20 protein-coding genes and 2 pseudogenes are annotated in these 24823 nt (G+C 66.4%); 7 read left to right on the top strand and 15 right to left on the bottom strand.

Annotated elements, in window-relative coordinates; all coding sequences use genetic code 11:
- The first annotated feature begins 144 nt into the window (after window positions 1-144).
- Entirely contained in the window at window positions 145-579 is a 435-nt protein-coding gene (locus HNP46_RS13240; protein ID WP_184589584.1) for a 3-isopropylmalate dehydratase, read from the top strand.
- A 19-nt stretch (window positions 580-598) separates the two neighbouring features.
- Here HNP46_RS13240 and HNP46_RS13235 read toward each other — a convergent pair whose 3' ends face one another.
- On the bottom strand, window positions 599-1036 hold the full coding sequence (locus tag HNP46_RS13235; protein ID WP_184589582.1) for an HIT family protein: 438 nt from the start codon (window positions 1034-1036) through the stop codon (window positions 599-601).
- Between the two features lie 154 nt (window positions 1037-1190).
- On the opposite strand from HNP46_RS13235, the gene HNP46_RS13230 reads away from it, so the two are divergent.
- Window positions 1191-1895, top strand: a complete 705-nt coding sequence (locus tag HNP46_RS13230; RefSeq protein ID WP_184589580.1) for a glutathione binding-like protein — start codon at window positions 1191-1193, stop codon at window positions 1893-1895.
- Here the strand turns inward: HNP46_RS13230 and HNP46_RS13225 are convergent.
- From HNP46_RS13225 to fadD1, 6 genes and pseudogenes are all read right to left on the bottom strand, one after another.
- Window positions 1892-2917 (bottom strand): AAA family ATPase, encoded by a 1026-nt coding sequence (locus HNP46_RS13225; protein WP_184589578.1) that lies wholly within the window; start codon window positions 2915-2917, stop codon window positions 1892-1894. The genes HNP46_RS13230 and HNP46_RS13225 overlap by 4 nt on opposite strands.
- Window positions 2917-3510, bottom strand: a complete 594-nt coding sequence (gene pnuC / locus HNP46_RS13220; protein WP_184589576.1) for a nicotinamide riboside transporter PnuC — start codon at window positions 3508-3510, stop codon at window positions 2917-2919. The genes HNP46_RS13225 and pnuC overlap by 1 nt, the downstream gene beginning before the upstream one ends.
- A gap of 30 nt (window positions 3511-3540) precedes the next feature.
- Entirely contained in the window at window positions 3541-7629 is a 4089-nt protein-coding gene (gene hrpA, locus HNP46_RS13215) for an ATP-dependent RNA helicase HrpA (RefSeq protein ID WP_184589574.1), read from the bottom strand.
- Window positions 7630-7792: 163 nt separating this feature from the next.
- Window positions 7793-8392, bottom strand: a pseudogene (locus tag HNP46_RS36195) (methyl-accepting chemotaxis protein); the annotation flags it as partial.
- 258 nt (window positions 8393-8650) lie between these two features.
- Window positions 8651-9430: pseudogene (locus HNP46_RS36190) on the bottom strand (cache domain-containing protein); the annotation flags it as partial.
- 131 nt (window positions 9431-9561) lie between these two features.
- Window positions 9562-11247 (bottom strand): long-chain-fatty-acid--CoA ligase FadD1, encoded by a 1686-nt coding sequence (gene fadD1 / locus HNP46_RS13205; protein ID WP_184589570.1) that lies wholly within the window; start codon window positions 11245-11247, stop codon window positions 9562-9564.
- 432 nt (window positions 11248-11679) lie between these two features.
- Here fadD1 and HNP46_RS13200 point away from each other — a divergent pair, with 432 nt between their 5' ends.
- Window positions 11680-11919, top strand: coding sequence for a YdcH family protein (locus HNP46_RS13200; protein WP_184589568.1), 240 nt, complete (start codon window positions 11680-11682; stop codon window positions 11917-11919).
- An 86-nt stretch (window positions 11920-12005) separates the two neighbouring features.
- On the opposite strand, the gene fadD2 is transcribed toward HNP46_RS13200, so the two are convergent.
- Window positions 12006-13694 (bottom strand): long-chain-fatty-acid--CoA ligase FadD2, encoded by a 1689-nt coding sequence (fadD2, locus tag HNP46_RS13195; RefSeq protein WP_184589566.1) that lies wholly within the window; start codon window positions 13692-13694, stop codon window positions 12006-12008.
- A gap of 295 nt (window positions 13695-13989) precedes the next feature.
- Here fadD2 and HNP46_RS13190 point away from each other — a divergent pair, with 295 nt between their 5' ends.
- The 3 genes from HNP46_RS13190 (at window position 13990) to HNP46_RS13180 (ending at window position 16736) form a co-directional block, all read left to right on the top strand.
- Window positions 13990-14943 (top strand): alpha/beta hydrolase, encoded by a 954-nt coding sequence (locus HNP46_RS13190; protein WP_184589564.1) that lies wholly within the window; start codon window positions 13990-13992, stop codon window positions 14941-14943.
- On the top strand, window positions 14940-15410 hold the full coding sequence (locus HNP46_RS13185; protein ID WP_184589562.1) for a MaoC family dehydratase: 471 nt from the start codon (window positions 14940-14942) through the stop codon (window positions 15408-15410). Before HNP46_RS13190 ends, HNP46_RS13185 begins: the two co-directional genes overlap by 4 nt.
- 150 nt (window positions 15411-15560) lie before the next feature.
- Window positions 15561-16736, top strand: a complete 1176-nt coding sequence (locus tag HNP46_RS13180; protein WP_184589559.1) for an MFS transporter — start codon at window positions 15561-15563, stop codon at window positions 16734-16736.
- Here the strand turns inward: HNP46_RS13180 and HNP46_RS13175 are convergent.
- From HNP46_RS13175 to HNP46_RS13150, 7 genes are all read right to left on the bottom strand, one after another.
- A complete protein-coding gene (locus tag HNP46_RS13175) occupies window positions 16720-17574 on the bottom strand; it encodes an efflux RND transporter periplasmic adaptor subunit (RefSeq protein WP_184589557.1) in 855 nt (284 codons plus the stop codon). The two genes, HNP46_RS13180 and HNP46_RS13175, sit on opposite strands and share 17 nt — an antisense overlap.
- A 37-nt stretch (window positions 17575-17611) precedes the next feature.
- The gene (locus tag HNP46_RS13170; protein ID WP_184589555.1) at window positions 17612-17812 is read right to left on the bottom strand and encodes a DUF1656 domain-containing protein; all 201 of its coding nucleotides are present in this window, start codon (window positions 17810-17812) and stop codon (window positions 17612-17614) included.
- Entirely contained in the window at window positions 17799-19787 is a 1989-nt protein-coding gene (locus HNP46_RS13165; protein ID WP_184589553.1) for an FUSC family protein, read from the bottom strand. Before HNP46_RS13165 ends, HNP46_RS13170 begins: the two co-directional genes overlap by 14 nt.
- A gap of 195 nt (window positions 19788-19982) precedes the next feature.
- On the bottom strand, window positions 19983-20093 hold the full coding sequence (gene ccoM / locus HNP46_RS36060) for a cytochrome c oxidase subunit CcoM (RefSeq protein WP_277873429.1): 111 nt from the start codon (window positions 20091-20093) through the stop codon (window positions 19983-19985).
- Between the two features lie 214 nt (window positions 20094-20307).
- A complete protein-coding gene (locus tag HNP46_RS13160) occupies window positions 20308-20469 on the bottom strand; it encodes a hypothetical protein (RefSeq protein WP_184589551.1) in 162 nt (53 codons plus the stop codon).
- A complete protein-coding gene (locus tag HNP46_RS13155; RefSeq protein ID WP_184589549.1) occupies window positions 20466-21065 on the bottom strand; it encodes an alpha-ketoglutarate-dependent dioxygenase AlkB family protein in 600 nt (199 codons plus the stop codon). The genes HNP46_RS13160 and HNP46_RS13155 overlap by 4 nt, the downstream gene beginning before the upstream one ends.
- A 48-nt stretch (window positions 21066-21113) precedes the next feature.
- On the bottom strand, window positions 21114-21419 hold the full coding sequence (locus tag HNP46_RS13150) for an aspartate-semialdehyde dehydrogenase (RefSeq protein ID WP_184589547.1): 306 nt from the start codon (window positions 21417-21419) through the stop codon (window positions 21114-21116).
- A gap of 237 nt (window positions 21420-21656) precedes the next feature.
- Here HNP46_RS13150 and rapA point away from each other — a divergent pair, with 237 nt between their 5' ends.
- Window positions 21657-24509, top strand: a complete 2853-nt coding sequence (gene rapA, locus HNP46_RS13145; protein ID WP_184589545.1) for an RNA polymerase-associated protein RapA — start codon at window positions 21657-21659, stop codon at window positions 24507-24509.
- The last annotated feature ends 314 nt before the right edge of the window (window positions 24510-24823 follow it).

Below are 24823 nucleotides of genomic sequence, written 5' to 3'. Positions count from 1 at the left end.
GTTCGGCCGAATTGGCGGCATCCGGGCACTCCAGCCCGATTCAGGTCTTCTGAAGACTACTCCAATTTCCTACGCCGCGTAGCCAACCCGACGGAATCCGATCCGATGCGCTAGCCTAGGCTGCATTGTCCATGGAGGAAGTCTATGCGTTCGATCCTTGCCGTCCTGTCCGTGCTCGCCGTGTCCACCGGGGTGTTGTCCGGCTGCGCCTCGTACCAGAGCGATGAAGTCCACCCCGTCCCCGCCGACCGCCTGCTGGGCTACCAGCAACCGGGCAAGGACAGCGTCAAGGTCGACGTCACCCGCGACGTCGGCTACATCGGCGGCGGCTGCTACGTCGCTCTCACCATCGACCACGAGATCGCCGCGCGCATCGGCAAGGGCGAAGTGGCCAGCTTCCACGTACCGGCCGGCAAGCACGTGGTCGGCATCATCGGCGACAAGGACGGCGACGGCCTGTGCAGCAAGGCCATGCTGCGCCGCGAACTGCTGGTGCCGCTGGAGCCGGGCGGCAACAACGCCTTCCGCATCGTCAGCGACAACCGCACCGGTTTCGACATCAAGCCGGCAGTCGAGTAACCGCCGCAGCGGGCGCGCCTCAGCCGTTCAGGCGGGCAACCAGGCGCGCCTGCAGCTTCTCCAGCTCCCCCGCATCGGCCTTGTTCGCCGCATGGATGCCCAGGCCTTCGCCGGCATAGCGCGGGACAATGTGCACGTGGAGGTGGAACACCGTCTGCCCGGCCGGCGCGCCGTTGAACTGGGCGACCTGCACGCCATCGGGGTTGAGCTCCTCGACGATTACCCCGGTCAGACGCTGCACCACGCGCATCACCTTGGCCAGGGCATCAGGGTCGACTTCAAGGATATTGCGCGCCGGGGAGTTCTTCGGGATCACCAGCGCGTGGCCGTAGGACTGCGGGAACAGGTCGAGGAAGGCGAGCACGTCGTCGTCCTCGTACAGCTTGTAGCAGGGGGCTTCGCCACGAATGATCTGGGCGAAGATGTTCTGCGGATCGTAGGTGCCTTGCAGGCTCATGCCGGGTTCCTTGTCTGTTGACCGTGTGGGGGTCCAATGGCTTGGCTATGGGCCCGCACCATACCGGTTTGTCGCACGCGGGTCATGACCATCGGCACGCGTAGGACTATCCTGAGGGCCGACTCACGATCCCGCTCACCTGACCGGAGTATGCATGTCAGACCTTTCCGCGTTCCCCATCACCCGCAAATGGCCCGCCGAACACCCTGACTGCCTGCAGCTGTACTCGCTGCCCACGCCCAACGGCGTCAAGGTATCGATCATGCTCGAAGAGCTCGGCCTGCCCTACGAGCCGCACCTGGTCAGCTTCGAACGCAACGACCAGCTGTCCCCCGAATTCCTCTCGCTGAACCCGAACAACAAGATCCCGGCGATCCTCGATCCCAACGGCCCGGACGGCCAGCCGCTGGCGCTGTTCGAGTCCGGCGCGATCCTGGTCTACCTCGCCGACAAGACCGACTCGCTGATCGCTCCCGGCGCCAGCGGCCGCTACGAAACCCTGCAGTGGCTGATGTTCCAGATGGGCGGGATCGGCCCGATGTTCGGCCAGATCGGCTTCTTCAACAAATTCGCCGGCAAGGACTACGAGGACAAGCGCCCGCTGCAGCGCTACGTCGACGAGTCCAAACGCCTGCTGAGCGTGCTCGACCGTCATCTGGAAGGCCGCGACTGGATCCTGGGCGAGCGCTACACCATCGCCGATATCGCCACCTTCCCGTGGATCCGCAGCCTGGTCGGCTTCTATGAGGCGGGCGACCTGGTGGGCTTCGACAACTTCCACAACGTCAAGCGCGTGCTGGAGCGCTTCCTGGCGCGGCCGGCGGTGCAACGCGGGCTGAACATCCCCAAGCGCGACTAAGGCTGCCAGTCCAGCGCGCGGAGCACCTGCTCCGTGCGCTGCTCCAGCGTCCCGTTCAGCACCTGGTAGTCGATCCCGCGCCGTTGCAGCTCGGCGACATACCAGGCCTGCTGCCAGCGGCGGAAGTCTTCTTCGCGACGGGTGCCGTCCTGCACGAAGGGGAAATCGTCGGCGCAGAGGAAGACATGCGCGTAGGGCCGCTCGGCCAACTGCTGCAATTCATCCTCGGCGCGGCCGAACATCGACTGGCAGTAGAGCAGCGTGGTCAGCGGCGAGGTATCGCAGAACAGGTAGCGCTCCGCTTTTGCGCACGCCTGCGTTTCACGCGCAACCTGGGTCCGCGCGATGTGCAGCAGGTCGTCGAAGACCAGCGCCCCGCCCTTCTCTTCCCACAATTCACGACCGTATTCGGCCGCGTAGCGCGTGCCGCAAAGTTGCGCCAGATGTCGGCTAAGGGTGGACTTGCCGGTGGACTCGCCGCCAAGGAACACCACGCGCTCGACGAAATCCGCGTAGACCGAGGGCGCAAGAAAATCGCGCAGGGCGTGCACGTCGCCGCGTAGCGCCGTACCCGAGACCGGCACCGTGGTACGCAACCGGTCCACGCTGACATGCCGTACCGGATGGCCGAAGCTCGCTGCCAGATGGGCCGCGAAGCCATCGCCGTAGTCCTCGCTGGTGAACACCGCCTGCACGGTCTCGCCGATTACCTCGCGACAGAAGTCGGCGACGAACTGCCGGTGCAGGCCTTCCGCCGCCTCGTTCGCCGGCAGCTCGGGCAGCGCCTTGCCCGCCGAACGCCAGGCCGCCACTCGTTCGGGGGTAACGACCCAGCTGGGCAGCTCGGCAAAACGCTCATGCAGCCACCTCTCCCGCAGCGACGCCGGGCAGCCGGGCATTTCCGGCAGCGAATAGCACAGCAGGTAGAGGCGCCGGCAGTGCTGCTGCGCCTGGCGGATCAAGTGTTCATGGCCCAGGTGCAGGGGCGAGAACTTGCCGACGATCAGCCCGGCCTCGACCATCAGGCCGGCACTCCCGCCGGCGCCACGGGCTGGCCCTGCAGGCGCAGCTCGGAGCGCCAGCGGTACAGGCCGTACCAGGCGTTGAACCAGAACAGCAGATAGAGCGCCGCCGTCAGGTACAGGCCGCGCGAGGCATAGAGCGGCACCGCCAGGGTGTTCACCAGCAGCCAGATCAACCAATTCTCCAGGCGCCGGCGCATCAGCAGGAACTGCGCCAGCACGCTGAAGGCCAGCACCAGCGAATCGACCCACGGAGCATAGGCATTGGTGAAATGGTGCAGCAGCAACGCATAACCCGAGGCCACCAGAATTGCCAGCGCCGCCATCGCCAGCAGGTCGCGGGTGGCGGTGCGGCTGATCGGCAGTGCCGCGCCGGCATCACCACGCAACCAGGCCCAGCAGCCCATCAGGCTGGTGACGATGAAGAAGCCCTGCAGCAGTACATCGGCGTACAACTGCACGGTGTAGAACATCCAGCCGAACAGCAGGCAACCGACCACGCCCAGCGTCCAGGTGTGGACGCTGTTGCGCGCCGCCAGCAGCACCGCCAGCAGGTTGAGCAGGTTCGCGGCTATCTCCAGATTCGACGGCATGGCTTCATCCTTGTGCCAGGGCGACGGGCCTCAGGCCTCGACCTGGCTCCATTGTTTCGTCAGGCGCTTGTCCGACACCGGCAGCTTGGTCCCCAGTTGCTGGGCGAACAACGAAACGCGGTACTCCTCCAGCATCCAGCGATACAGCGCCAGCTCCGGGTCGCGCTTGCCTTCCTGGGCGTGCTTGGCCAGGCGCGCCGAATACTGTTCCCAGTAGCCGGCCATCTCGCCGCTCCACACGCGGTCGCGCTGGACCTGCCCGGCGACTTTGTCCAGGCGCTGCTCGACCGCCTTCAGGTAGCGCGGGTACTCCTTCAGCCATTCCAGCGGCGTGTCGCGAACGAAACCGGGGTAGACCAGCTTGGCCAACTGCCCCTTTACGTCGTTGAGCGGCACCGTCATGGCCAGGTCGACCTTGCCCTTGAAGCGCTTCTGCAGGCCGTGCCAGAGCTTGAGGATTTCCAGGGTCAGGCGGGCGATACGCTCGGCGTGTTCGGTCCAGGCGCCGCGCTTCTTCTCCGCCAGTGAGGCGAGCCCGGCGCCATCGCGCGGCAGGTTGCTTTCGCCGTCGAGAATGGCGCTGTCCAGGCTGGCCAGCAGGATGTCTTCCACCAGTGATTCGACGCGGCCCAGCTCGCGGTAGAGCAGGCCCATGTCGGTCTGCCCCGGCAGCTTGCTGCGCAGGAACTTGGCCGGCTCCGCCAGCTGTTGCAGCAGCAGGCGCTGCAGGGCGCGGCGGTGCTGGTAGTCGGCCTCGGCCTGGGTCGGGAAGCGGTTTTCCTTGACCACCCCGGCCTCTTCCACCAGCGCCGGGTAGACCGTCATCGACAGCCCGGCGACCTTCTGCTGGACCTTCTCGGCGACGCCGGCGAAGCCCTTGGCTTCCACCGGTTTCTGCGGCTTGTCGGCCTGCGGGATGGCCAGTGCAGTCTGGCTGGCCTCGGCAAAGCGTGCGGTGAGTTCGGCCAGGTCACGGCCTTCGCCGAGGAACTTGCCGCGGGCGTCGACCACTTCGATGTTCATCCGCAGGTGACTTTCCACCTGGGTTTCGGCTTCCGCCCAGGCCTCTTGCGGCACACGGCTGCCGGTCATGCGCTGCAGCTCGCGGCCGAGGGACTCGGACAGCGACCCCTCGGCGAAGACCATCTTGCCCAGCGCGGCGCGAACGAAGTCCGGCACCGGCACGAAGTTCTTGCGGATCGCCTTGGGCAGGCTGCGCACCAGCTCGATGCACTTGGCTTCCAGCAGGCCCGGCACCAGCCACTCCAAACGTTCGGCGGGCAGTTGCGGCAGCAGCGGCGCCGGTACACGCACGGTCACGCCGTCACGCACATGGCCCGGCTCGAAGTGATAGGTCAGCGGCAGCTGCAGGTCGCCCAGGCGCAGGCGGTCAGGGTAGAGGCCGGCAGTGACTTCGCTGGCATCGCGGGCGAGGACATCTTCCTCGCGCATGATCAGCAGGTCCGGCTGGTTCTTGTGCTCGCGCTCGTACCACTTCTCGAAGCTGGCCGACTGATAGATGTCCGCCGGCAGGCGTTCGTCGTAGTAGGCGAACAGGGTTTCCTCGTCGGCGAGGATGTCGCGTCGGCGCGCCTTGGCTTCCAGCTCGTCGAGCTTTTCCAGCAGCTGGCGGTTGGCGGCCAGGCACTTGGCGCGGCTGTTGATCTCGCCGCGCACCAGCGCCTCGCGGATGAACATCTCGCGGGACACCGGCGCATCGATCGGGCCGTAGTGCACCGGACGGCGGCCGATGATGATCAGGCCGTAGAGGGTGACCTGCTCGTAGGCCACCACCTGGCCGCGGCGTTTTTCCCAGTGCGGCTCCAGGTAGTTCTTCTTCACCAGGTGCCCGGCCAGCGGCTCCAGCCAGTCCGGCTCGATCTTGGCGACCATGCGGGCGAACAGCTTGGTGGTTTCCACCAGCTCGGCGGCCATGATCCATTGCGGCTTCTTGCGGCCGATCACGCTGGAGGGGTGAATCCAGAAACGCCGCTGGCGCGCGCCGAGGTAGTCGCCCTCCTCCGCCTTCTGGCCGATCTGGCTGAGCAGGCCGGAGAGGATCGCCTTGTGCACGGCGGCGTAGTCGATGTCGCGCTGCCTGGCCTCGGGCTCACCGCTCTTGTAGGAGCGAGCTTGCTCGCGAACCGGCTTGGCGCCGTTGTCGACACTGGGCTGACGGCCTTTGCTGTCCTGGGGCTTCGCAGCGTTGGGCTGTTCGCGAGCAATAGCGGTGGCGCCCCCCTCGCTCCTACCGGCGCCCCGTTCCGGCTTGGCGAAGGGCAACTGCAATTCCTTGCAGATCAGCGTCAGCTGGCGGTGCGCATCGCGCCATTCGCGCAAGCGCAGGTAGTTCAGGAAGTTCTTCCGGCACCAGGTGCGCAGCGGGTTGGAGCCCAGCGCCTGGCGCTGCTCCTCGAAACCGCGCCAGAGGTTGATCAGGGCGGCGAAGTCCGAGTCCGGGTCCTTCCACTGCGCGTGGGCCTGGTCGGCGGCCTGCTGGCGATCCATCGGCCGCTCGCGCGGGTCCTGCACCGACAGCGCACTGGCCACGGTGAGCACTTCCGGCAGGCTGCCCAGCTGCGCCGCTTCCAGCAGCATGCGGCCCAGGCGCGGGTCGATGGGCAGGCGCGCCAGCTGGCGGCCCAGCGGGGTCAGCTGGCCCTCGCGGTTCACCGCCGAGAGTTCCTGCAGCAGGGTGAAGCCGTCGTTGATCGCCTTGCCGTCCGGCGGCTCGATGAAGGGGAAGGCCTCGATGTCGCCCAGGCGCAGATGGAGCATCTGCAGGATCACCGCCGCCAGGTTGGTGCGCAGGATTTCCGGATCGGTGAAGGCCGGGCGGCCGTTGAAATCTTCCTCGCTGTACAGGCGCACGCAGATGCCCGGCTCGACCCGCCCGCAACGGCCCTTGCGCTGATTGGCGCTGGCCTGCGAGACGGCTTCGATGGGCAGGCGCTGGACCTTGGCGCGGTAGCTGTAGCGGCTGATGCGCGCGGTGCCGCTGTCGATCACGTAGCGGATGCCCGGTACGGTCAGCGAGGTTTCGGCGACGTTGGTGGCCAGGACGATCTTGCGCCCCGGCATGGGTGCGAAAATCTTCTGCTGCTCGGCCGGCGTCAGCCGCGCATACAGCGGCAACACTTCGGTGTGGCGCAGGTTGGCCTTGCGCAGCATGTCAGCGGCGTCGCGGATTTCCCGCTCGCCGGGGAGGAACACCAGCACGTCGCCAGGGCGCTTGCCGATCTCGCGCTCGTGGGCGGCGATCTCGTCCAGCGCACGGAGAATGCCCTGGTCCACGGAGAGATCGTCGAACAGCGCTTCGCCGTCCTCGTCCACCTCCGCGGCCAGCGGGCGATACCAGGTTTCCACCGGGTAGGTACGTCCGGAGACCTCGACGATGGGCGCATCGCCGAAGTGCTTGGAGAAGCGCTCCAGGTCGATGGTCGCCGAGGTGATGATCAGTTTCAGGTCCGGCCGGCGGTGCAGCAGGGTCTTCAGGAAGCCGAGCAGGAAGTCGATGTTCAGGCTGCGTTCGTGGGCTTCGTCGACGATGATCGTGTCGTAGCGTTCCAGGTAGCGGTCGTGCTGGGTCTCGGCCAGCAGGATGCCGTCGGTCATCAGCTTGATCAGCGTGCTGTCGTCGCTCTGGTCCTCGAAGCGCACCTGGTAGCCGACCAACGAACCCAGCGGCGTGCCGATCTCCTCGGCAACACGAGTGGCGACGCTGCGCGCGGCCAGCCGGCGCGGCTGGGTGTGGCCAATCAGGCCATGGGTGCCGCGGCCCAGCTCCAGGCAGATCTTCGGCAGCTGGGTGGTCTTGCCCGAGCCGGTCTCGCCGGCGATCACCACCACCTGGCTCTTTTCCAGGGCGGCCTTGATCTCGTCGCGCTTGGCGGCGATCGGCAGGCTGTCGTCGTAGCGAATCTGCGGGATGCTCGCGCGGCGCGCCTCGGCCTTGGCACAGGAGGCCTGGAAGCGCTCGGCCCACTGGGCCAGCTTGGCTTCGTCAGGGTGCTTGCGCAGTTCGTGGAGCTGCCGGCGCAGGCGATGGCGGTCGCGGATCATCGCGTGATCCATGCGCTGCAGGAGCTGTTCGGGGGTCGGCGTACTGTCTGTGGTCATCGGCTTCGCGTGCATCAGGCGGGAGCGGCGCGAGCAGGTGCGGGGCCGGTCCCGGGAATGGGCTGTCAGGGCGACAATGGGTGAATTGTCGCAAAAGACCGGCACGGGCCGCCATGCCGATCGTTTGGCGGCCCGGATTGGCGGGGCATTGCGCCCCGCCGGATCAGATGCGGAACTGGCCTACCAGACTGCGCAGGCGCTCGCCCAGGCCGTTCAGTTCGGTCGCGGTGCGCGCGCCCTTGGCAGCGTCATCAGCCACGCTGTCCACGCCGCCGGCGATCTGGTGCACGCTGCGGTTGATCTCCTCGGCCACCGCGGTCTGCTCCTCGGCGGCGCTGGCGATCTGCGCGTTCATCGAGTTGATGGTGCCGATCAGCTGGGCGATGGCATCCAGCGACTGGCCGGCCTGGTTGGCCTGGCCGCGGGTGCGTTCGGCCATGTCGCTGGCGCGCTGCATGGCGCTCACCGAGCCTTCGGTGGTGCCGCGCAGGCGGTCGATCATCTGCTGGATCTCGCCGGTGCTCTGCTGGGTACGGCTGGCCAGAGCGCGGACCTCGTCGGCGACCACGGCGAAACCACGCCCGGCCTCGCCGGCGCGGGCCGCTTCGATGGCGGCGTTGAGCGCCAGCAGGTTGGTCTGCTCGGCGATGGAGCGGATCACCTCCAGCACGCCGACGATGCCCTGCACGTCCTGACGCAGGGTGTCGAGGGAATCGCTGCTGCTGCGCACCTCGCCCGCCAGGTCGTTGATCTGCGCGACGCACAGGTCCACTTCACGCTTGGCCGCCTGGCCTTCGCGGTCGGTCTGCTGCGCGGCGTCGGCGGCCTGCTGGGCGCTGCGCGCCACTTCCTGGGCGGCGGCGGTCATCTCGTTGATGGCGGTGGCGACCTGGTCGGTCTCGTGACGCTGGCCGTCCATCGCGCGCTCGGAGCGCTGCGCCTGCTGGGCCACGTCGCCCACCAGCCCGGACAGCTGGTTGGTAGTGCCGGCCACCTGCTGCACCAGCACGTGGATCTTCTCGACGAAGCGGTTGAACGAGCCGGCCAGTTCGCCCAGCTCATCGTGGCGACCGAGGTTCAGGCGATGGGTCAGGTTGCCGTCACCGGCAGCCATGTCATCGAGGTTGTCGCGCACCTGCACGATGGGCTGGACGATGGTGCGGCTGAACAGCCCGGCGAGCAGGCCGATCACCACCAGCAGCGCCAGCGCCGCGCCGCCCATGAGCAGCAGCAGGTTGTCGATCTTGGCGTCGAAGGCGGCGCCGGCTTCCTTCACTTCGCGTTCGACGTCGTCGAGGTTGAGCGAGGTGCCGAACACAAGGTTCCACTTGGGCAGGAAGTGCGCGTAGCCGATCTTCGGCACGACAGTGTTGCCGCCCGGCAGGGTAAAGCTGTAGCGCACGTAGTGCTTGCCATTCTGCCCCGCCTCGACCAGCTCGCGGATGGCGTAGACGCCGTTGGGGTCGCGGTAGGTGCTGAAGTCTTCGCCCAGGCGCTCGTCGCTCAGGCCCTGGAAGACCCGCACGGAGCGGGTGTCGTAGCCCCAGAAGTAGCCGCCCTTGCCGTACTCCAGGCGCTTGAGGATAGCCACGCCCTGCTCGCGCGCCTGGGCATCGCCCTGGGCGGCGGCCTGGTAGACCGGGCCGACGGCGGCCAGGGCCACGTCGACGAAATTCTTCAGCTGGGCTTCACGGTCCTGGGTGAGGTTCTCGCGGATCTGCGCTTCCTGCTGGGTCGCCAGCTGCTTCAAGGCGACGGTGGAAATGGCGCACAACAACAGGGTGAGCAGCAGGATCGGCACGATGGCCAGGAGCAGGACCTTGGCGCGCAAACGGAGGGCAGTGTTCAAGGCATTCACCTCAGGCGGATAGGGGACTGGCTTCCTTGCCCCATCAAAAAACCCGCCTGGCGGCGGGTTTCCTGTTTATCGGCTCAAGCCTTGAGTTTCTTGAGTTCCTCGTCGCGCAATTCGCGCCGCAGGATCTTGCCGACGTTGGTGGTCGGCAGGCTGTCGCGGAACTCCACCGACTTGGGACGCTTGTAGCCGGTGAGGTTGTCGTGCATGTGCTGCATGACCTGCTCCTTGGTCAGGGTGACGCCCGGCTTGGACACCACGAAGACCTTGATCGCCTCGCCGGACTTGTCGTCCGGGATGCCGATGGCGGCGCACTGCAGCACGCCCGGCAGGGTGGCGAGCACGTCTTCCAGCTCGTTGGGGTACACGTTGAAGCCCGACACCAGGATCATGTCCTTCTTGCGGTCGACGATCCGCATGTAACCGTCTTCCTGGATGATCGCGATGTCGCCGGTACGCAGCCAGCCGTCCTTGTCGAGGATCTCGTCGGTGGCTTCCTGGCGCTGCCAGTAGCCCTTCATCACCTGCGGGCCCTTGACGCACAGCTCGCCACGCTCGCCCAGCGGCAGGTCCTGGCCGTCATCGCTGATGACCTTGCACAGGGTCGACGGCACCGGGATGCCGATGGTGCCGATCTGGATGTTCTGGAACGGGTTCACCGATACCACCGGGCTGGTCTCGGTCATGCCGTAACCTTCGCAGATGGCGCAACCGGTGACGTCCTTCCAGCGTTCGGCGCTGGCCTGTTGCAGGGCCATGCCGCCGGAGAGGGTCAGCTTCAGTGCGGAGAAGTCCAGCTTGCGGAAGCCTTCGTTGTTGCACAGGCCGACGAACAGGGTGTTCAGGCCGACGAAGCCGGTGAACTTCCACTGCGAGAGTTCCTTGACCATGCTGGCCAGGTCGCGCGGGTTGGTCACCAGGATGTTGTGGTTGCCGGTGAGCATCATCGCCATGCAATGGAAGGTGAAGGCGTAGATGTGGTACAGCGGCAGCGGGGTGATGAGGATCTCGCAACCTTCGTTGAGGTTCGCGCCCATCAGTGCCTTGCACTGCAGCATGTTGGCGACCAGGTTGCGGTGGGTCAGCATCGCGCCCTTGGCCACGCCGGTGGTGCCACCGGTGTACTGCAGCACGGCGACGTCGTCGTTGTGCGGCGAAACTTCCTGCACCGCCTTGCCACGGCCCTTGGCCAGGACGTCGGTGAGCTTCTGCGCGTTGGGGATGTTGTAGGCCGGCACCATCTTCTTGATGTTGCGGACCACGAAATTGACGATGAAGCGCTTGAGCGGCGGCAGCATGTCACCCACTTCGGTGACGATGACGTTGCGGATGCCGGTGCGCGGCAGCACTTCCTCGGCCAGGTGCGCCATGTTCGCCAGGCACACCAGCGCCTTGGCGCCGGAATCGTTGAACTGGTGCTCCATTTCCCGCGCGGTGTACAGCGGGTTGGTGTTGACCACGATGAGGCCGGCGCGCATGGCGCCGAAGACCACGACCGGGTACTGGAGCACGTTGGGCAGTTGCACGGCGATGCGGTCGCCGGGCTTGAGATCGGTGTGTTGCTGCAGGTAGGCGGCGAAGTCCCCGGAGAGCTTGTACATCTCGCCGTAGGTCAGGGTCTTGCCCAGGTTGCTGAAGGCAGGCTTGTCTGCAAAACGTTGGCAGGATTCTTTGAGTACCGCGAGGATGTTCGGGTACTGGTCAGCGTTGATCTCGGCAGCGATCCCCACTGGGTATTTGTCCTTCCAGAAATTGTCGGTCATGGAAGCCCACTCCTAAGCAACAGCTCATCTTTTACCGCGTTCGCGGTTCTTTGTTGTGTTTATGTCGCTTTCCCCAGGCTCGGGGAGCGAAAAGCGGGCCGAGATTATCAGCTTTGAGAAACACCGACCAGCACCAAACACAGGCTCGCTCGTTAGAAAAATGACCGGAAGCAGGCTTTTCGGTCACCAGCATTCCACTCGTCGGAAAAGCCCGTCCCAGAAGGCTCGCAGCCTTGTTGGATTGTCCGACAAGGTGGATTTCAGGGAAATGAAAGCGGAAAAAAAGAATGGCAACGGCAGCTTTCGCGCGCACCTTTGCGGTCGTGACCCGGCTCTCATTCGACGCCCGTCGAGCTGCCTTCAATGATCTACCTCAACATCGGGCGACAGGGGTTCGCGCAGAGTGGGTCGGCACTCTCCTGGAGAACCCTCATGTTTCCCGAATATCGCGAAAAGATTTCCCGCCTGAAGATCGAAGACCCGCACTTTGCCAAGCTCTTCCATAGCCACAACGATCTCGACCAGGAGATCAAGAACATGGAAGCCGGCATCACCCCCGCCACCCACGAAGCCATCGAGGCGCTGAAGAAACAGAAGCTGCAGCTCAAGGACGATATGTACGAGATCCTGCGCAAGAAGAAAGAAGGCTGCTGCGGCGGCTGTGGCGGCTGACCGGCCCTGGCCTTCAATCCGTCATGAACCCGCCATGAAAAAAGGGGGCTGATCCTGGATCAGCCCCCTTCTTGTTCGCGCTCGCCTCAGGCGGTTTCGCGCAGCTCCCGACGCAGGATCTTGCCCACCGGGGTCATCGGCAGGGCGTCCTTGAGCACGATGTGCTTGGGCACCTTGTAGCCGGTGAAGTTTTCCTTGCAGTAGGCCTTGAGCTCTTCCACGGTCACGCCGCCTTCACGGGCCACCACGAACAGCTTCACCGCTTCGCCGGATTTCTCGTCCGGTACGCCGACGGCCGCGCAGTTGGCGACTTTCGGGTGGGCCATGACCACGTCTTCGATCTCGTTGGGGTAGACGTTGAAGCCGGAGACGATGATCAGGTCCTTCTTGCGGTCGACGATGCGGGTGAAGCCATCCGGGTCGATCACCGCGATGTCGCCGGTCTTCAGCCAGCCTTCGGCGTCCAGCACCTCGGCGGTGGCTTCCGGGCGCTGCCAGTAGCCTTTCATCACCTGCGGGCCCTTCACGCACAGCTCGCCGCGCTCGCCCAGGCCGACGTCATTGCCGTCGTCGTCGATGACTTTCAGTGCGGTGCCCGGCACCGGCAGGCCGACCGTGCCCAGGCGCGCGGCATCGCCGTAGGGGTTGGTGCTGACGACCGGGGAGGTTTCGGTGAGGCCGTAGCCTTCCACCACGGTGCAACCGGTCATGGTCTTCCAGCGCTCGGCAGTGGCGGTGACCAGCGCGGTGCCGCCGGAGTTGGTGACCTTCAGGTTGGAGAAGTCGATTTCCTTGAATTCCGGGCGATCCATCAGGGCGACGAACAGGGTGTTCAGGCCCAGCAGCGCGGAGAAGCGCCACTGCTTGAGCTCCTTGATGAAGCCGGGAATATCGCGCGGGTTGGTGATCAGCACGTTGTGGTTGCCGTTGACCATCATGCACATGCAGTTCGCGGTGAAGGCATAGATGTGGTACAGCGGCAGCGGCGCGATCATCACCTCGTTGCCGACCTGCATCAGCGGCTTGCCGTCCGGGCCGTGCTGCTGCAGGCACGCGTGCACCTGCTGCATGTTCGCCACCAGGTTACCGTGGGTGAGCATGGCGCCCTTGGCCACGCCGGTGGTGCCGCCGGTGTACTGCAGCACGGCGATGTCTTCCAGGCCGACCTTGACCGGCTGCAGCCCATGGCCGCGGCCCTGGCGCAGCGCGGACTTGAAGGAGACGGCCTGGGGCAGGTTGTACTCCGGCACCATCTTCTTCACGTGCTTGACCACGGTGTTGACCAGCAGGCCCTTGAGGGTCGGCTGCAGGTCGCCCATCTGCGCCTCGATCAGGTACTCGATGCCGGTGTCGGGCAGCACTTCCTGTACCAGCTTGCCGAACAGGTTCACGTAGACCAGCGCGCGGGCGCCGGAATCCTTGAACTGGTGGCGCATTTCGCGGGCAGTGTAGAGCGGGTTGGTGTTGACCACGATGAGGCCGGCGCGCAGGGCGCCGAACACGGCGATGGGGTACTGCAGGATGTTCGGCATCTGCACGGCGATGCGGTCGCCGGGCTTCAGGTCAGTGTGCTTCTGCAGGTAGGCGCCGAAGGCGGCGGACAGGCGGTCCAGCTCGGCGTAGGTCAGGGTCACGCCCATGTTGCTGAATGCGGGACGGTCGGCGAATTTCTTGCAGGAGCGCTCGAAGACTTCCACCACCGATTTGTAGGCGGTCAGGTCAATGTCGCTGGGCACGCCGGCCGGGCGTTTGTCGTTCCAGAAATCAGGTTGCATTTATTCTTGTCCTCGTACCTGAGCGAAACCGAACCGCCATTGCGGTCATTCGACGGAAGCTAGCAGGTCCTTTGGTCATCGCAAAGACTCTGGCAAGCGTCATAGACTGCGTGAATCTTGCGCCACCATCCCGGCATGGCGCGGGATAGAGCTGACGGCCGCCTAGGACGAGCCCTACGCGGAGGCGCCCAGGCGCTGACGGCAATCCATACAGAAGATGTCCTGGCGTGGCAGAATCGCCGCGTCCGCTCAGCATTCCAATAAGAACCCGCGAACAAGAACCAGGATGGACCCCATGCCCTACGCCGCCTACTGGCTCGCCGCCAGCGACGAGACACCGCTCTACACCCGCCACTGGGCTCCGGAAGGCCCGTCGCGCGGGGCCCTGATGCTGTCCCACGGCATGGCCGAGCATGCCGGCCGCTACGAGCGCCTGGGCCTGGCGCTGAACGCCGCCGGCTATCACCTCTACGCCATCGACCAGCGCGGCCACGGCCGCACCGCCGAGAACGGCGAGCTGGGCCACTACGCCGATCAGAACGGCTGGGGCAAGGTGATCGGCGACCTGCACACGCTCAACCAGCATGTGCGCGAGGAACACCCGGACCTGCCGATCGTCCTGCTCGGTCACAGCATGGGCAGCTACATCGGCAGCGCCTACCTGATGCAGCACAGCGCCAGCGTGCAGGCGGCGGTGCTGTCCGGCTCCAACTACCAGCCGGTGGCGCTGTTCAGGAGCGCCCGCGCCATCGCCCGTTTCGAACGCTGGCGCCAGGGCCCGCTGGGGCACAGCGCGCTGATCGACTTCCTGTCCTTCGGCTCGTTCAACAAGGCCTTCAAGCCCAACCGCACCGCCTTCGACTGGCTCAGCCGCGACCCGCTGGAAGTGGACAAGTACGTCGCCGACCCGCTCTGCGGCTTCCGCTGCAGCAACCAGTTGTGGATCGACCTGCTCGGCGGCCTGGCGGACATCACCCCGGTGGAACACCTGTCACGCATCCGCAGCGACCTGCCGCTGCTGGTGATCGGCGGCGAGCGCGACCCGGTCAGCCAGGGCAAGCGCCTGCGCGATCTCGCCCAGGCGATGACTCGCGGCGGGGTTCGTGACGTCCAACTGAACATCTATCCCGACGCTCGCCACGAGTTGTTCAATGAGAGCAACCGCGACGAGGTCACCGCCAACCTGATCGACTGGCTGGGCGTGCACTGCCCCGTCCCGCAGGTCGAGAAATCCGAGGAGCCGCTATGACCGCCGTACAAAACACTCCCTATGAAGAACTCGAAGTGGGCCAGAAGGCCAACTTCCAGCGCAGCGTCACCGAGCGCGACATCCAGCTGTTCGCCGAAGTCTCCGGCGACCGCAACCCGGTGCACCTGGATGCCGACTACGCCGCCACCACCCAGTTCAAGGAACGCATCGCCCACGGCATGCTCACCGGCGCGCTGATCAGCGCGGCCATCGCCACCACCCTGCCCGGCCCGGGCACCATCTACCTCGGCCAGAACCTGGCCTTCACCCGCCCGGTGAAGCTCGGCGACCAGCTGACCGTGGAACTGGAAGTGCTGGAAAAACTGCCGAAGAACCGCGTGCGCATCGGCACCGTGGTGCTCAACCAGGACGGCAAGGCCGTGGTGAAGGGCGAAGCCGAGGTGATGGCGCCCACCGAGAAGCTCAATATCGAGCTGCCCGCCCTGCCGCCGATCACCATCGGCTGAGGCATATTCCGAGATAGCCACCCGGGGCCGCCTGGCCCCGGCAACTTGTATACAGTTCCCCCCTCGACTACCCTGCCCCGTCACTTCACATCCATCCGGGATAACCGAAGGCTTCGTGCCCGAAACCCCTCACCGGGAATCGGAGCCGCCATGGACCTTCGACTGCTGTTGCTGTCCCTTTGCACCTTCGCCGCGGGCCTCGCCGAGGCCATCCTCACCGGCATCCTGCCCTCACTGGCCGCTGACCTGCACGTCTCCCTCAGCCTCGCCGGGCAGCTCACCAGCCTGTTCTCCCTGAGCTTCGCCATCGCCGCCCCCTTGCTCGGCTGGCTCACCCGTGGCGCCGATTGCCGTCGGCTGCTGGTCGTCACCCTGCTGGTGTTCGCCGCGTTCAACGCGGGCGCTGCGCTGAGTCCCGGCTACGTTTCGCTGCTGCTGATGCGCATCGGCATGGCCGCCTGCTGCGGGCTGCTGATCATGCAGGCCAGCCTGCTGGCGGTGGAGCTGGCACCGCCGGCTCAGCGCGGGCGCGCCATCGGCCTGATCTTCATGGGCATCAGCGGCTCGCTGGTGTTCGGCGTGCCGGCCGGGGTGCTGGTCAACGACTGGTTTGGCTGGCGCTGGATCTTCGCCGCCATCGCCCTCTACTCGCTGCCGTTGGCCGCCCTGCTACGCATCGCCCTGCCCCGTCGCACGCTGGACAGCCCGGCCAATGGCGCGGCGTACCGGCGCCAGCTGCGCAACCCGGCGCTGAACCTGGCGCAACTGGTGTCGATCCTGCTGCTGGGCGGGCACTTCACCCTGTTCGCCTACATCACCCCGTGGTTCCAGCAAGTCGCCGGGATCACCGACAGCCAGAGCATCGCCTTCACCCTGCTGCTGATCGGCCTGGCAGCCATCGGCGGCGGATACCTGGGCGGCTGGCTGAGCGACCGCCTCGGCCATCGCCGCGCGCTGCTGGTGGTGCCGGTACTGTTCGGCCTGGCGATGCTGGCGATCCCGCTGAGCCTCGGCCACCCCTGGCTGCTGCTCGGCGCGCTGATGGTCTGGAGCACCATCAGCTGGATGATCTCGCCGGCGGTGCAGAGCTACCTGCTGGCCAGCGACCCGGTCAGCGGCAGCGCCGGGGTGGCGCTGAACACCTCGGCGATACACCTGGGCGTCGCGCTGGGCGCGGCACTGGGCGGCGCGGTGATCAGCCTGGCGGGCATCGCCTGGACGCCCTGGGTCGGCATCGCCCTGGTGGCCGGGTCGATCCTCTGCGCGGCGCTGTCCTGCTGGTTCCAGCGCGAGCGCACGGCCGCCGCGTTTACGGCTGCACGGTGACGCTGGCGGTCATCCCGGCGCTCAGGTGCACGCCTTCGGGCACCTTGTCCAGACGAATGCGCACCGGGATGCGCTGGGCCAGGCGCACCCAGTTGAAGGTCGGCTCGACGTTGGCCAGCAACTGGCTGTCGGGGATGGCGTTGCGGTCGGTGATGCCGCTGCTGATGCTTTCCACGGTGCCGTCGATCGGTGTGTCGCCGCTCATCAGCACCACCCGCGCGGGCTGGCCGATACGGATGCCGGGCAGCTTGGTTTCCTCGAAGTAGGCGGTAACGTAGAACGACTTCTGGTCCACCAGCGCCATCACCGGTTGGCCGGCCTGGGCGTAGTTGCCCTGGGCCAGGCGCAGGTTGGTGACCTGGCCATCACGCGGCGCGCGCATCTCGCTGCGAGTCAGGTTGAGCTGCGCCAGGCGCACCTGGGCCTGGGCTTCGTCGAACTCGCTCTTGGCGATGGCGGCGTTGATCTGCGCGGTCTCCTTGTCCTCGGCACTGATCGCGGCGATGCCCAGCTTGTTGCGCCGCGAGGCTTCGCTCAGGCGCAGGCGGTACTGCTGCTGGCGCGTCTCGGCCACCGCCTTGGCCTGTTCCAGGTTGGCGGCGTAGCGCTCATGGTCGATACGCATGATCAGGTCGCCGGCCTTGACCTGCTGGTTGTCCTGCACGGCCAGGTCGGTGACCCAGCCGGAAACGTCCGGAGCGATCACCACCACGTCGGCGCGGATCCGCGCGTCGCGGGTCCAGGGTGACAACATGTAGTAGCGCCACAGCCAGGTGCCGGCCAGCACGGCGGCGATGACCAGGGCGATGGTGACGGCTACGCGCAACATACCGCGCATACGGTTTCTCCTCTCAGGGTGGTGCGCCTCGTTACTTTCAACTCAGCGCCCAGGTCAGGCCACAGAGAATCAGCACGAACAGCGAGCAATCGAACAGGGCTTCATGCCAGATCCAGCGGCCGAAGGGGGTTGCCTGCAGCAGCAGGCGCAGGACCACGGTAAGGCCCAGGGCCAGCAGCGCGTAGATGAACAGCGGGCTGATGTACACCCCGCCCCAGCCGAACTCATGCAGCCCCATGGGGTTCCTCCAGCCGGCACCACTGCCGCCAGGTGCGGCGCAACTGCGCCAGCGCCGCGCGGGCCAGGCGGTTGGGCTCATTGTCGCCCTGCAGGTCATGGGCGAGGGCTTCTTCCAGCGGCGGGCAAAGGCTTTCCAGGCGCTGTTCGCGGCCCTGCGCCGGCCCTTTTTCCAGCACGCCGGCAAGGGAGCCGAGGAACTGGTCGCGACGCTTGCGCAACTGGCCCTGGGCGCCGCTTAAGCAGGCGCGCAGGTGGATCAGCTCGTTGCCCAGGTCCAGCGCCAGCAGGCCGTCCTGCCAGCGCCGCTGGTCCTCCTTCGGCAGCAGGGTGTAATGCCGCGCCAGGCGGATCAAGCGATCGGCCATGCGCCCGCCGAACCAGTTCTCGGCCTCGGCCAGCGAGCGCCGTGTCAGGCGCCCGAGGTCGTCGCAGGTGGCCTGGATCAAGCGGCGGTTGAGCCAGTCCGCCGGCAGCGTCAGCAGGCGGAACACCAGCACCGCAAAGCCCACGCCGATGATGATGCCCTGGGCGGAGTTGAGCAGGTTGGCAAGGTCGTACTGCATCACGTTGCTCGGCGCCACCAGGGTGATGAAGTGGATCGAGAAGGAAGTCGCCGTGCCCGCCAGCGCCGGTGTGGCCATCGCCAGTAGGGCGAAGAACAGCGGTACGCCCAGCGCCAGGCACAGCAGCGGGAAGCCGTTCCACTGCGGCAGCAGCCATTGGCTGACCACGGCCGCCGCCGGCACCGCATAGAGAATGCCGCGCAGGAAACCCAGGCCAATGGCGACGGCGTTGTCGCGGTTGGCGAACAGGCTGCAGATCACCGCCGCCAGCAGCATGCCGCCGGTGGCCGCCGGCCACGCCGTGGCCATCCAGAAGGCTGACATGCCCAGCAGCGCCAGCGCGCTGCGCAGTCCGTAGAACAGCGCCATCAGCCCATCGCGGTGCCAGGACAGGGTGCCGGTGGCCACGTCGTCCACCCGCCCGTCCGCCACCGCACGCATGGTGCCCTCGGACTCCACCGCCTTGCGCAGCAGCAGCGCGCAGCGGGTCAGGCAGTAGCGCAGATCGTTGGAGAAGCGCTCTTCCAGCCCAGCCAGTTGCAGGCGCTCCTGCAGTGCGCGCAGGGCCTCCACCTGCGGATCGTCCAGCACGGCGCGCAGTTCCTCGAACCACGGCTGCAGACGTGCGCGATCTTCCGTATCCAGCACGCTGCGCTGCCGGGCCACGCCGCGCGCGGTACGCAGCAGGCTGAGCAGGTCGCGAGAGAGAATCCGCAGCGCCCGCGAGCGCATGCGCCCGCGATAGCCCTCGAACCAGGCGTGGTCGCGCTGCACATCGACCTCGACGATCTTGCCCAGGGCCTGCAGCAGGCCCTTGATCTCCCGCGTGTCGGCATCGATCTCGCTGCGCGCGGCCTGCATGCCGGTCAGCCAGGTGGCCTGCGCCTGCTTGTCCAGGTTGGCCTCGACCCGGCGCGGCCAGAGGATGGCGCTGATCGCCGAGGCGCAGAGGATGCCCAGGCAGATTTCCGTGCTGCGCGCCACGGCCTGGTCGAACACCTCCAGTGGATGACTGATGGCCGGCAGGCAGATGATCGCGACGGTGTAGCCCGACAGCACGAAGGCATAGGAAACATGGTTGCGCAGTGACGTCGAGGCGGCCGTGCACAGGCCCAGCCAGAGGGAGATCGCCAAGAGGAACAGCCAGGGCGTCTGGGCGAACAGGGCCATCATCACCACCGACATGGCGGTGCCGACCAGGGTGCCGATCAGGCGGAACAGGCCCTTGGCCACCACCATGCCCGACAGCGGCTGGGACACGATGAACACCGTCATCAGCGCCCATTGCGGCTGCTCCAGGTCGAACCGGAAGGCGCACCAGAGCGCCAGGCCACCGGCCAGGAGGGTCTTGATCGCGAATTTCAGCGCCAGCGTATCCGGCGCCAGGAATGCCTGTAGCGTAGGTCGCACGCGGTCTCTCAAAAGGGGCCGGCGAAAGGATCCGGGTCTATCGCTTAAAGATAGCCGCCCCAGGGGATGAGTGAATTGTTGCCAATCATATTATTAGCAAGCTAACAATGTGTCATCCCGACTTTCGTCGAGGCAAAAAAAACGGGCGACCTAAGTCGCCCGAAGTGCCTTGCGTGCTCTGTGTATCCGTAAGGATCAGCCCTTCTTGTGGCTGTCCTTCCAGATGAAAATTCCGACCCCACCGAAGAACAGAACCATGAGGCCAACGGTAAGGACGCCTGCTAGAACCACTTCGTCGATGAACATGATGCTGGCCTCCTGTTGCCTACATCGTCTGGGGATGTGTGCAGATTACCGGCGGCCGGGCGGCGCCCATTGACCTGGATCAATGGTCGACAAAGCGCTTTCCGGGGAGGGCCGGAGCACTGACGCAGGTCAAGTTTCAGGAGGGCTTGGGTGCGGCGGGAAGCCGCGCAGGACGGGCCCTGGCGGCGTAAAGCGGGCTATTGCGGGAGAGAACTCAGCGTTTCTTCGGCTTGTTCTTCGGCTTCTTGCGCGGCTTGCCCATCGGCAGCGCCTGCTCGAAGGCCTTGCGCACGTCCTGCAGGCGCTTTTCATGCACGTCGTGGATGCGCTTGTCGCGCTCGGCGGTGAAGTCGATCAGCTTGTCGTCGTTGCTCATGGCAGGGCGTGCACCAGGCGGAAGGTCAGATTCAGGCGTGGCGCAACCGGACGGCGCGTCTTGGCGACCTGATGCTGCCAATAATGCTGTGTCGCGCCGGACATGACCAGCAGCGAACCGCCGGACAGCTCGATGGAATGTTCGATTGTGTTTCGCCCCTTGCGCCGCAGGTCGAAGCGCCGCGTGCCGCCCAGGTTCAGCGAAGCCACCACTGGATTGCGCCCCAGTTCGGGTTCGTCGTCGCTGTGCCAGCCCATGGAGTCCTGGCCGTCGCGGTAGTAGTTGAGCAGCACGCCGTTGAAGCGCTGGCCGGCGGCCTCCTCCACCGCCGCGCGGATTTCCGTCAACAGCGGCGTCCACGGCAGCGGCGCGTGGGTCTGGCCGGAATAGGTATAGAAGGCCTCGGGATCGCCGTACCAGTTGACCAGGCGCGGCACCGGGTAATCGCGCCCGTGCAGGTGCACGACGGTCTGTTCCCAGGGCGTCTGTTCGAGCAGTTGCTCCAGCCACTGGGCCGCGCGCGACGGCGGGCACCAGTCGGGTGTCAGGCGCAGCTCGGCATCGGGAAGCAGGATCGGGGCGTCGTCGAACAGCATGGAAAGCTCGGGTACTCAGCGATGGGGCCAGTCTACTCCCCCGCCAGGTCAGACCTCGACATCGATCCACAACCCCTTGCGCTGCGCGGCCTGCACGTCTTCGCCCAGCTCCTCGACTTCCTCCAGCTCTTCCAGCGCCTCGCCCTCTGGCGTGCCGTCGGCAAGCTGGCGACGTTTGCGCCGGCGCTGGTATTCCTCGCGCAGCGCCTGTTCGTCGGGACGACGCTCCAGCTCAACGCCGGCATTGCCCGCGCTGGGTGCAGGTGGCGTCACCGGGGCGACATCCGGTCGCGGCTTGAGCACGTCCTGCTGGGCAGTGACGGGTGCCAGACTATGGGGAATGGGCGGCAGCATCGAGTGTTCCTGGGGCGAGCCCTGTGGAGAAGTGCGCTGACAAGTCCTCTGGTCAGGCTATCGGCCGGAGCGCTACAGACTTGAGAGCGCCTCGCTACACTTTCCTCGATTTGCGATGAGCGCGACCGACCGGCCAGGTCCGCCACAGGACTTGCCGACATTTCGGACGACCGGAGGCGCCGACGGCCATCGCTGAACGCTGCGCGTTCCGGTACCATAGCCGGCTTTTTTTGGGAGGTGTCCATGGCGCAGTATCAACCCGGTCAACGCTGGATCAGCGACAGTGAAGCGGAACTTGGGCTGGGAACCATCCTCGCGCTCGACGGACGCCTGCTCACGGTGCTCTATCCGGCCACCGGTGATACCCGCCAGTACGCCGAGCGCAATGCGCCGCTGACCCGCGTGCGCTTCGCCCCGGGTGACGAGATCACCCATTTCGAAGGCTGGAAGATGACCGTCCGCGAAGTGGACGAGGTCGACGGCCTGCTGATCTACCACGGCCTCACCGCGCAGAACGACCAGCGCACCGTGCCGGAAACCCAGCTGTCGAACTTCATCCAGTTCCGCCTGGCCAGCGACCGCCTGTTCGCCGGGCAGATCGACCCGATGTCCTGGTTCGGCCTGCGCTACCACACCCTGGAACACCGCACCCGCCTGCTGCAGTCCTCGCTCTGGGGCCTGGGCGGCGCCCGCGCGCAACCTATCGCGCACCAGCTGCACATCGCCCGCGAAGTCGCCGACCGCATGGCGCCGCGCGTCCTGCTGGCCGACGAAGTGGGCCTGGGCAAGACCATCGAGGCGGGCCTGGTGATCCACCGCCAGCTGCTCACCGGCCGCGCCAGCCGCGTGCTGATCCTGGTGCCGGAGAACCTGCAGCACCAGTGGCTGGTGGAAATGCGCCGACGCTTCAACCTGCAGGTGGCGCTGTTCGACCGCGAGCGCTTCGTCGAGAGCGATGCCAGCAACCCCTTCGAGGACACCCAGCTGGCCCTGGTGGCCCTGGAGTGGCTGCGCGAAGACGAGAAGGCCCAGGACGCGCTGTTCGCCGCCGAATGGGACCTGCTGGTGGTCGACGAAGCCCACCACCTGGTCTGGCACCCGGAACAGGCCAGCCCCGAATACCAGCTGGTCGAGCAGCTTTCCCAGGTCATCCCCGGCGTGCTGCTGCTCACCGCGACCCCGGAACAGCTCGGCCTGGACAGCCACTTCGCGCGCCTGCGCCTGCTCGACCCGGATCGCTTCCACGACCTGGAGGCCTTCCGCAGTGAGAGCACCCAGTACCGTCCGGTCGCCGAAGCGGTGCAGGAACTGATCGATCAGGGCAGCCTCTCCCCCGCCGCCCGTCAAGCCATCCACGGCTTCCTCGGCGCCGAGGGCGACAGCCTGCTGGCCAGCATCGAGGGCGGCAATGAAGAGGCCCGCGCACGCCTGGTACGCGAGCTGCTCGACCGCCACGGCACCGGCCGCGTGCTGTTCCGCAACACCCGCGCCGCCGTGCAGGGCTTCCCCGAGCGTCAGCTGCATCCCTACGTGCTGCCCAACCCGATCGAGTACATGGAGCTGCCGCTGGGCGAGCACCCGGACCTGTACCCGGAAGTCAGCTTCCAGGCCCAGGCCGACGACGGTGACGAGAACAATCGCTGGTGGCGCTTCGACCCGCGCGTCGACTGGCTGATCGACACCCTGAAGATGCTCAAGCAGTACAAGGTGCTGGTGATCTGCGCCCACGCCGAGACCGCCCTGGACCTGGGCGACGCGCTGCGCGTGAAGTCCGGCATCCCGGCCAGCGCCTTCCACGAGGGCATGAGCATCCTCGAGCGCGACCGCTCCGCGGCCTACTTCGCCGACGAAGAGTTCGGCGCCCAGGTGCTGATCTGCTCGGAAATCGGCAGCGAAGGCCGCAACTTCCAGTTCGCCCACCACCTGGTGCTGTTCGACCTGCCGGCCCACCCGGACCAGCTGGAGCAGCGCATCGGCCGCCTGGACCGGATCGGCCAGAAGCACACCATCCAGATCCACGTGCCGCACCTGGAGAACAGCCCGCAGGAACGCCTGTTCCAGTGGTACCACCAGGCGCTGAACGCCTTCCTCAACACCTGCCCCACCGGCAACGCCCTGCAGCACCGCTTCGGCCCGCGCCTGGTGGAACTGCTCGACGGCGGCGATGACGACGCCTTCGAAGCCCTGCTGGCCGAAGGTACCGCCGCCCGCGAAGCGCTGGAAGCCGAGATGCACAGCGGCCGCGACCGCCTGCTGGAGCTGAACTCCGGCGGCGCCGGCGAAGGCGAGAAGCTGGTGGAAGACATCGAGGAGCAGGACGACCAGTTCGCCCTGCCGATCTACATGGAGAAGCTGTTCGATACCTACGGCATCCACAGCGAAGACCACTCCGAGAACGCACTGATCCTGCGCCCCAGCGAGAAGATGCTCGACGCCAGCTTCCCGCTGGGCGACGACGAGGGCGTGACCATCACCTACGACCGCGGCCAGGCCCTGGCCCGCGAGGACATGCAGTTCCTCACCTGGGAACACCCCATGGTGCAGGGCGGCATGGACCTGGTGCTGTCCGGCTCGCTGGGCAACACCTCGGTGGCGCTGATCAAGAACAAGGCGCTCAAGCCCGGCACCGTGCTGCTGGAACTGCTGTTCGTCAGCGAGGCCGTGGCGCCGCGCAAGCTGCAGCTGGGCCGCTTCCTGCCGCCGGTGGCGCTGCGCTGCCTGATGGACGCCAACGGCAACGACCTGTCTGCGCGCGTGTCCTTCGACACCCTGAACGACCAGTTGGAAAGCGTGCCGCGCGCCAGCGCCAACAAGTTCGTCCAGGCCCAGCGTGATGTGCTGGCCAAGCAGTTCGCCCAGGCCGAGACCAAGATCACCCCGCGCCATGCCGAGCGCGTCGAAGCCGCCCGCCAGCAGCTGACCGCGACCCTGGACGAGGAGCTGGCGCGCCTGACCGCGCTCAAGGCCGTCAACCCCAGCGTGCGCGACAGCGAACTGGACGCCCTGCGCAAGCAGCGCGACGACAGCCTGGCGATGCTGGACAAGGCCTCGCTGCGCCTGGAGGCGATCCGCGTGCTGGTCGCTGGCTGATTCAGTCACGCGTTCCAGGAAAAGCCGCCAGCGGGCAACCGCTGGCGGCTTTTTTCATGGCGTGAATTTTTCGCGATGACCTCCGGCGCGATGCGGGCCTATCGCGGACAGAGTCCGCTCCTACCCGCCCCCAGGCACCGAAGTCGACCTGTAGGAGCGGACTCCGTCCGCGATGGTCAGCCGACCACCTCGGAGCTGCCGGCAAGCGATCGCGGACGAAGTCCGCTTGTGTCTGCCTTTCCCGATACGATCGGAGGTGAGAGCGGCGCAAGGCAAGCTGCAGGTCCGCAGTGTTCGAGCACGAGTAGGAGCCC

The sequence above is a fragment of the Pseudomonas nitroreducens genome (assembly GCF_014204515.1).
In the GTDB taxonomy this organism is placed as follows: domain Bacteria; phylum Pseudomonadota; class Gammaproteobacteria; order Pseudomonadales; family Pseudomonadaceae; genus Pseudomonas; species Pseudomonas nitritireducens_A.
Note: the sequence above shows the minus strand (reverse complement) of the source record. Positions and strands in the feature narration are given on the sequence as shown.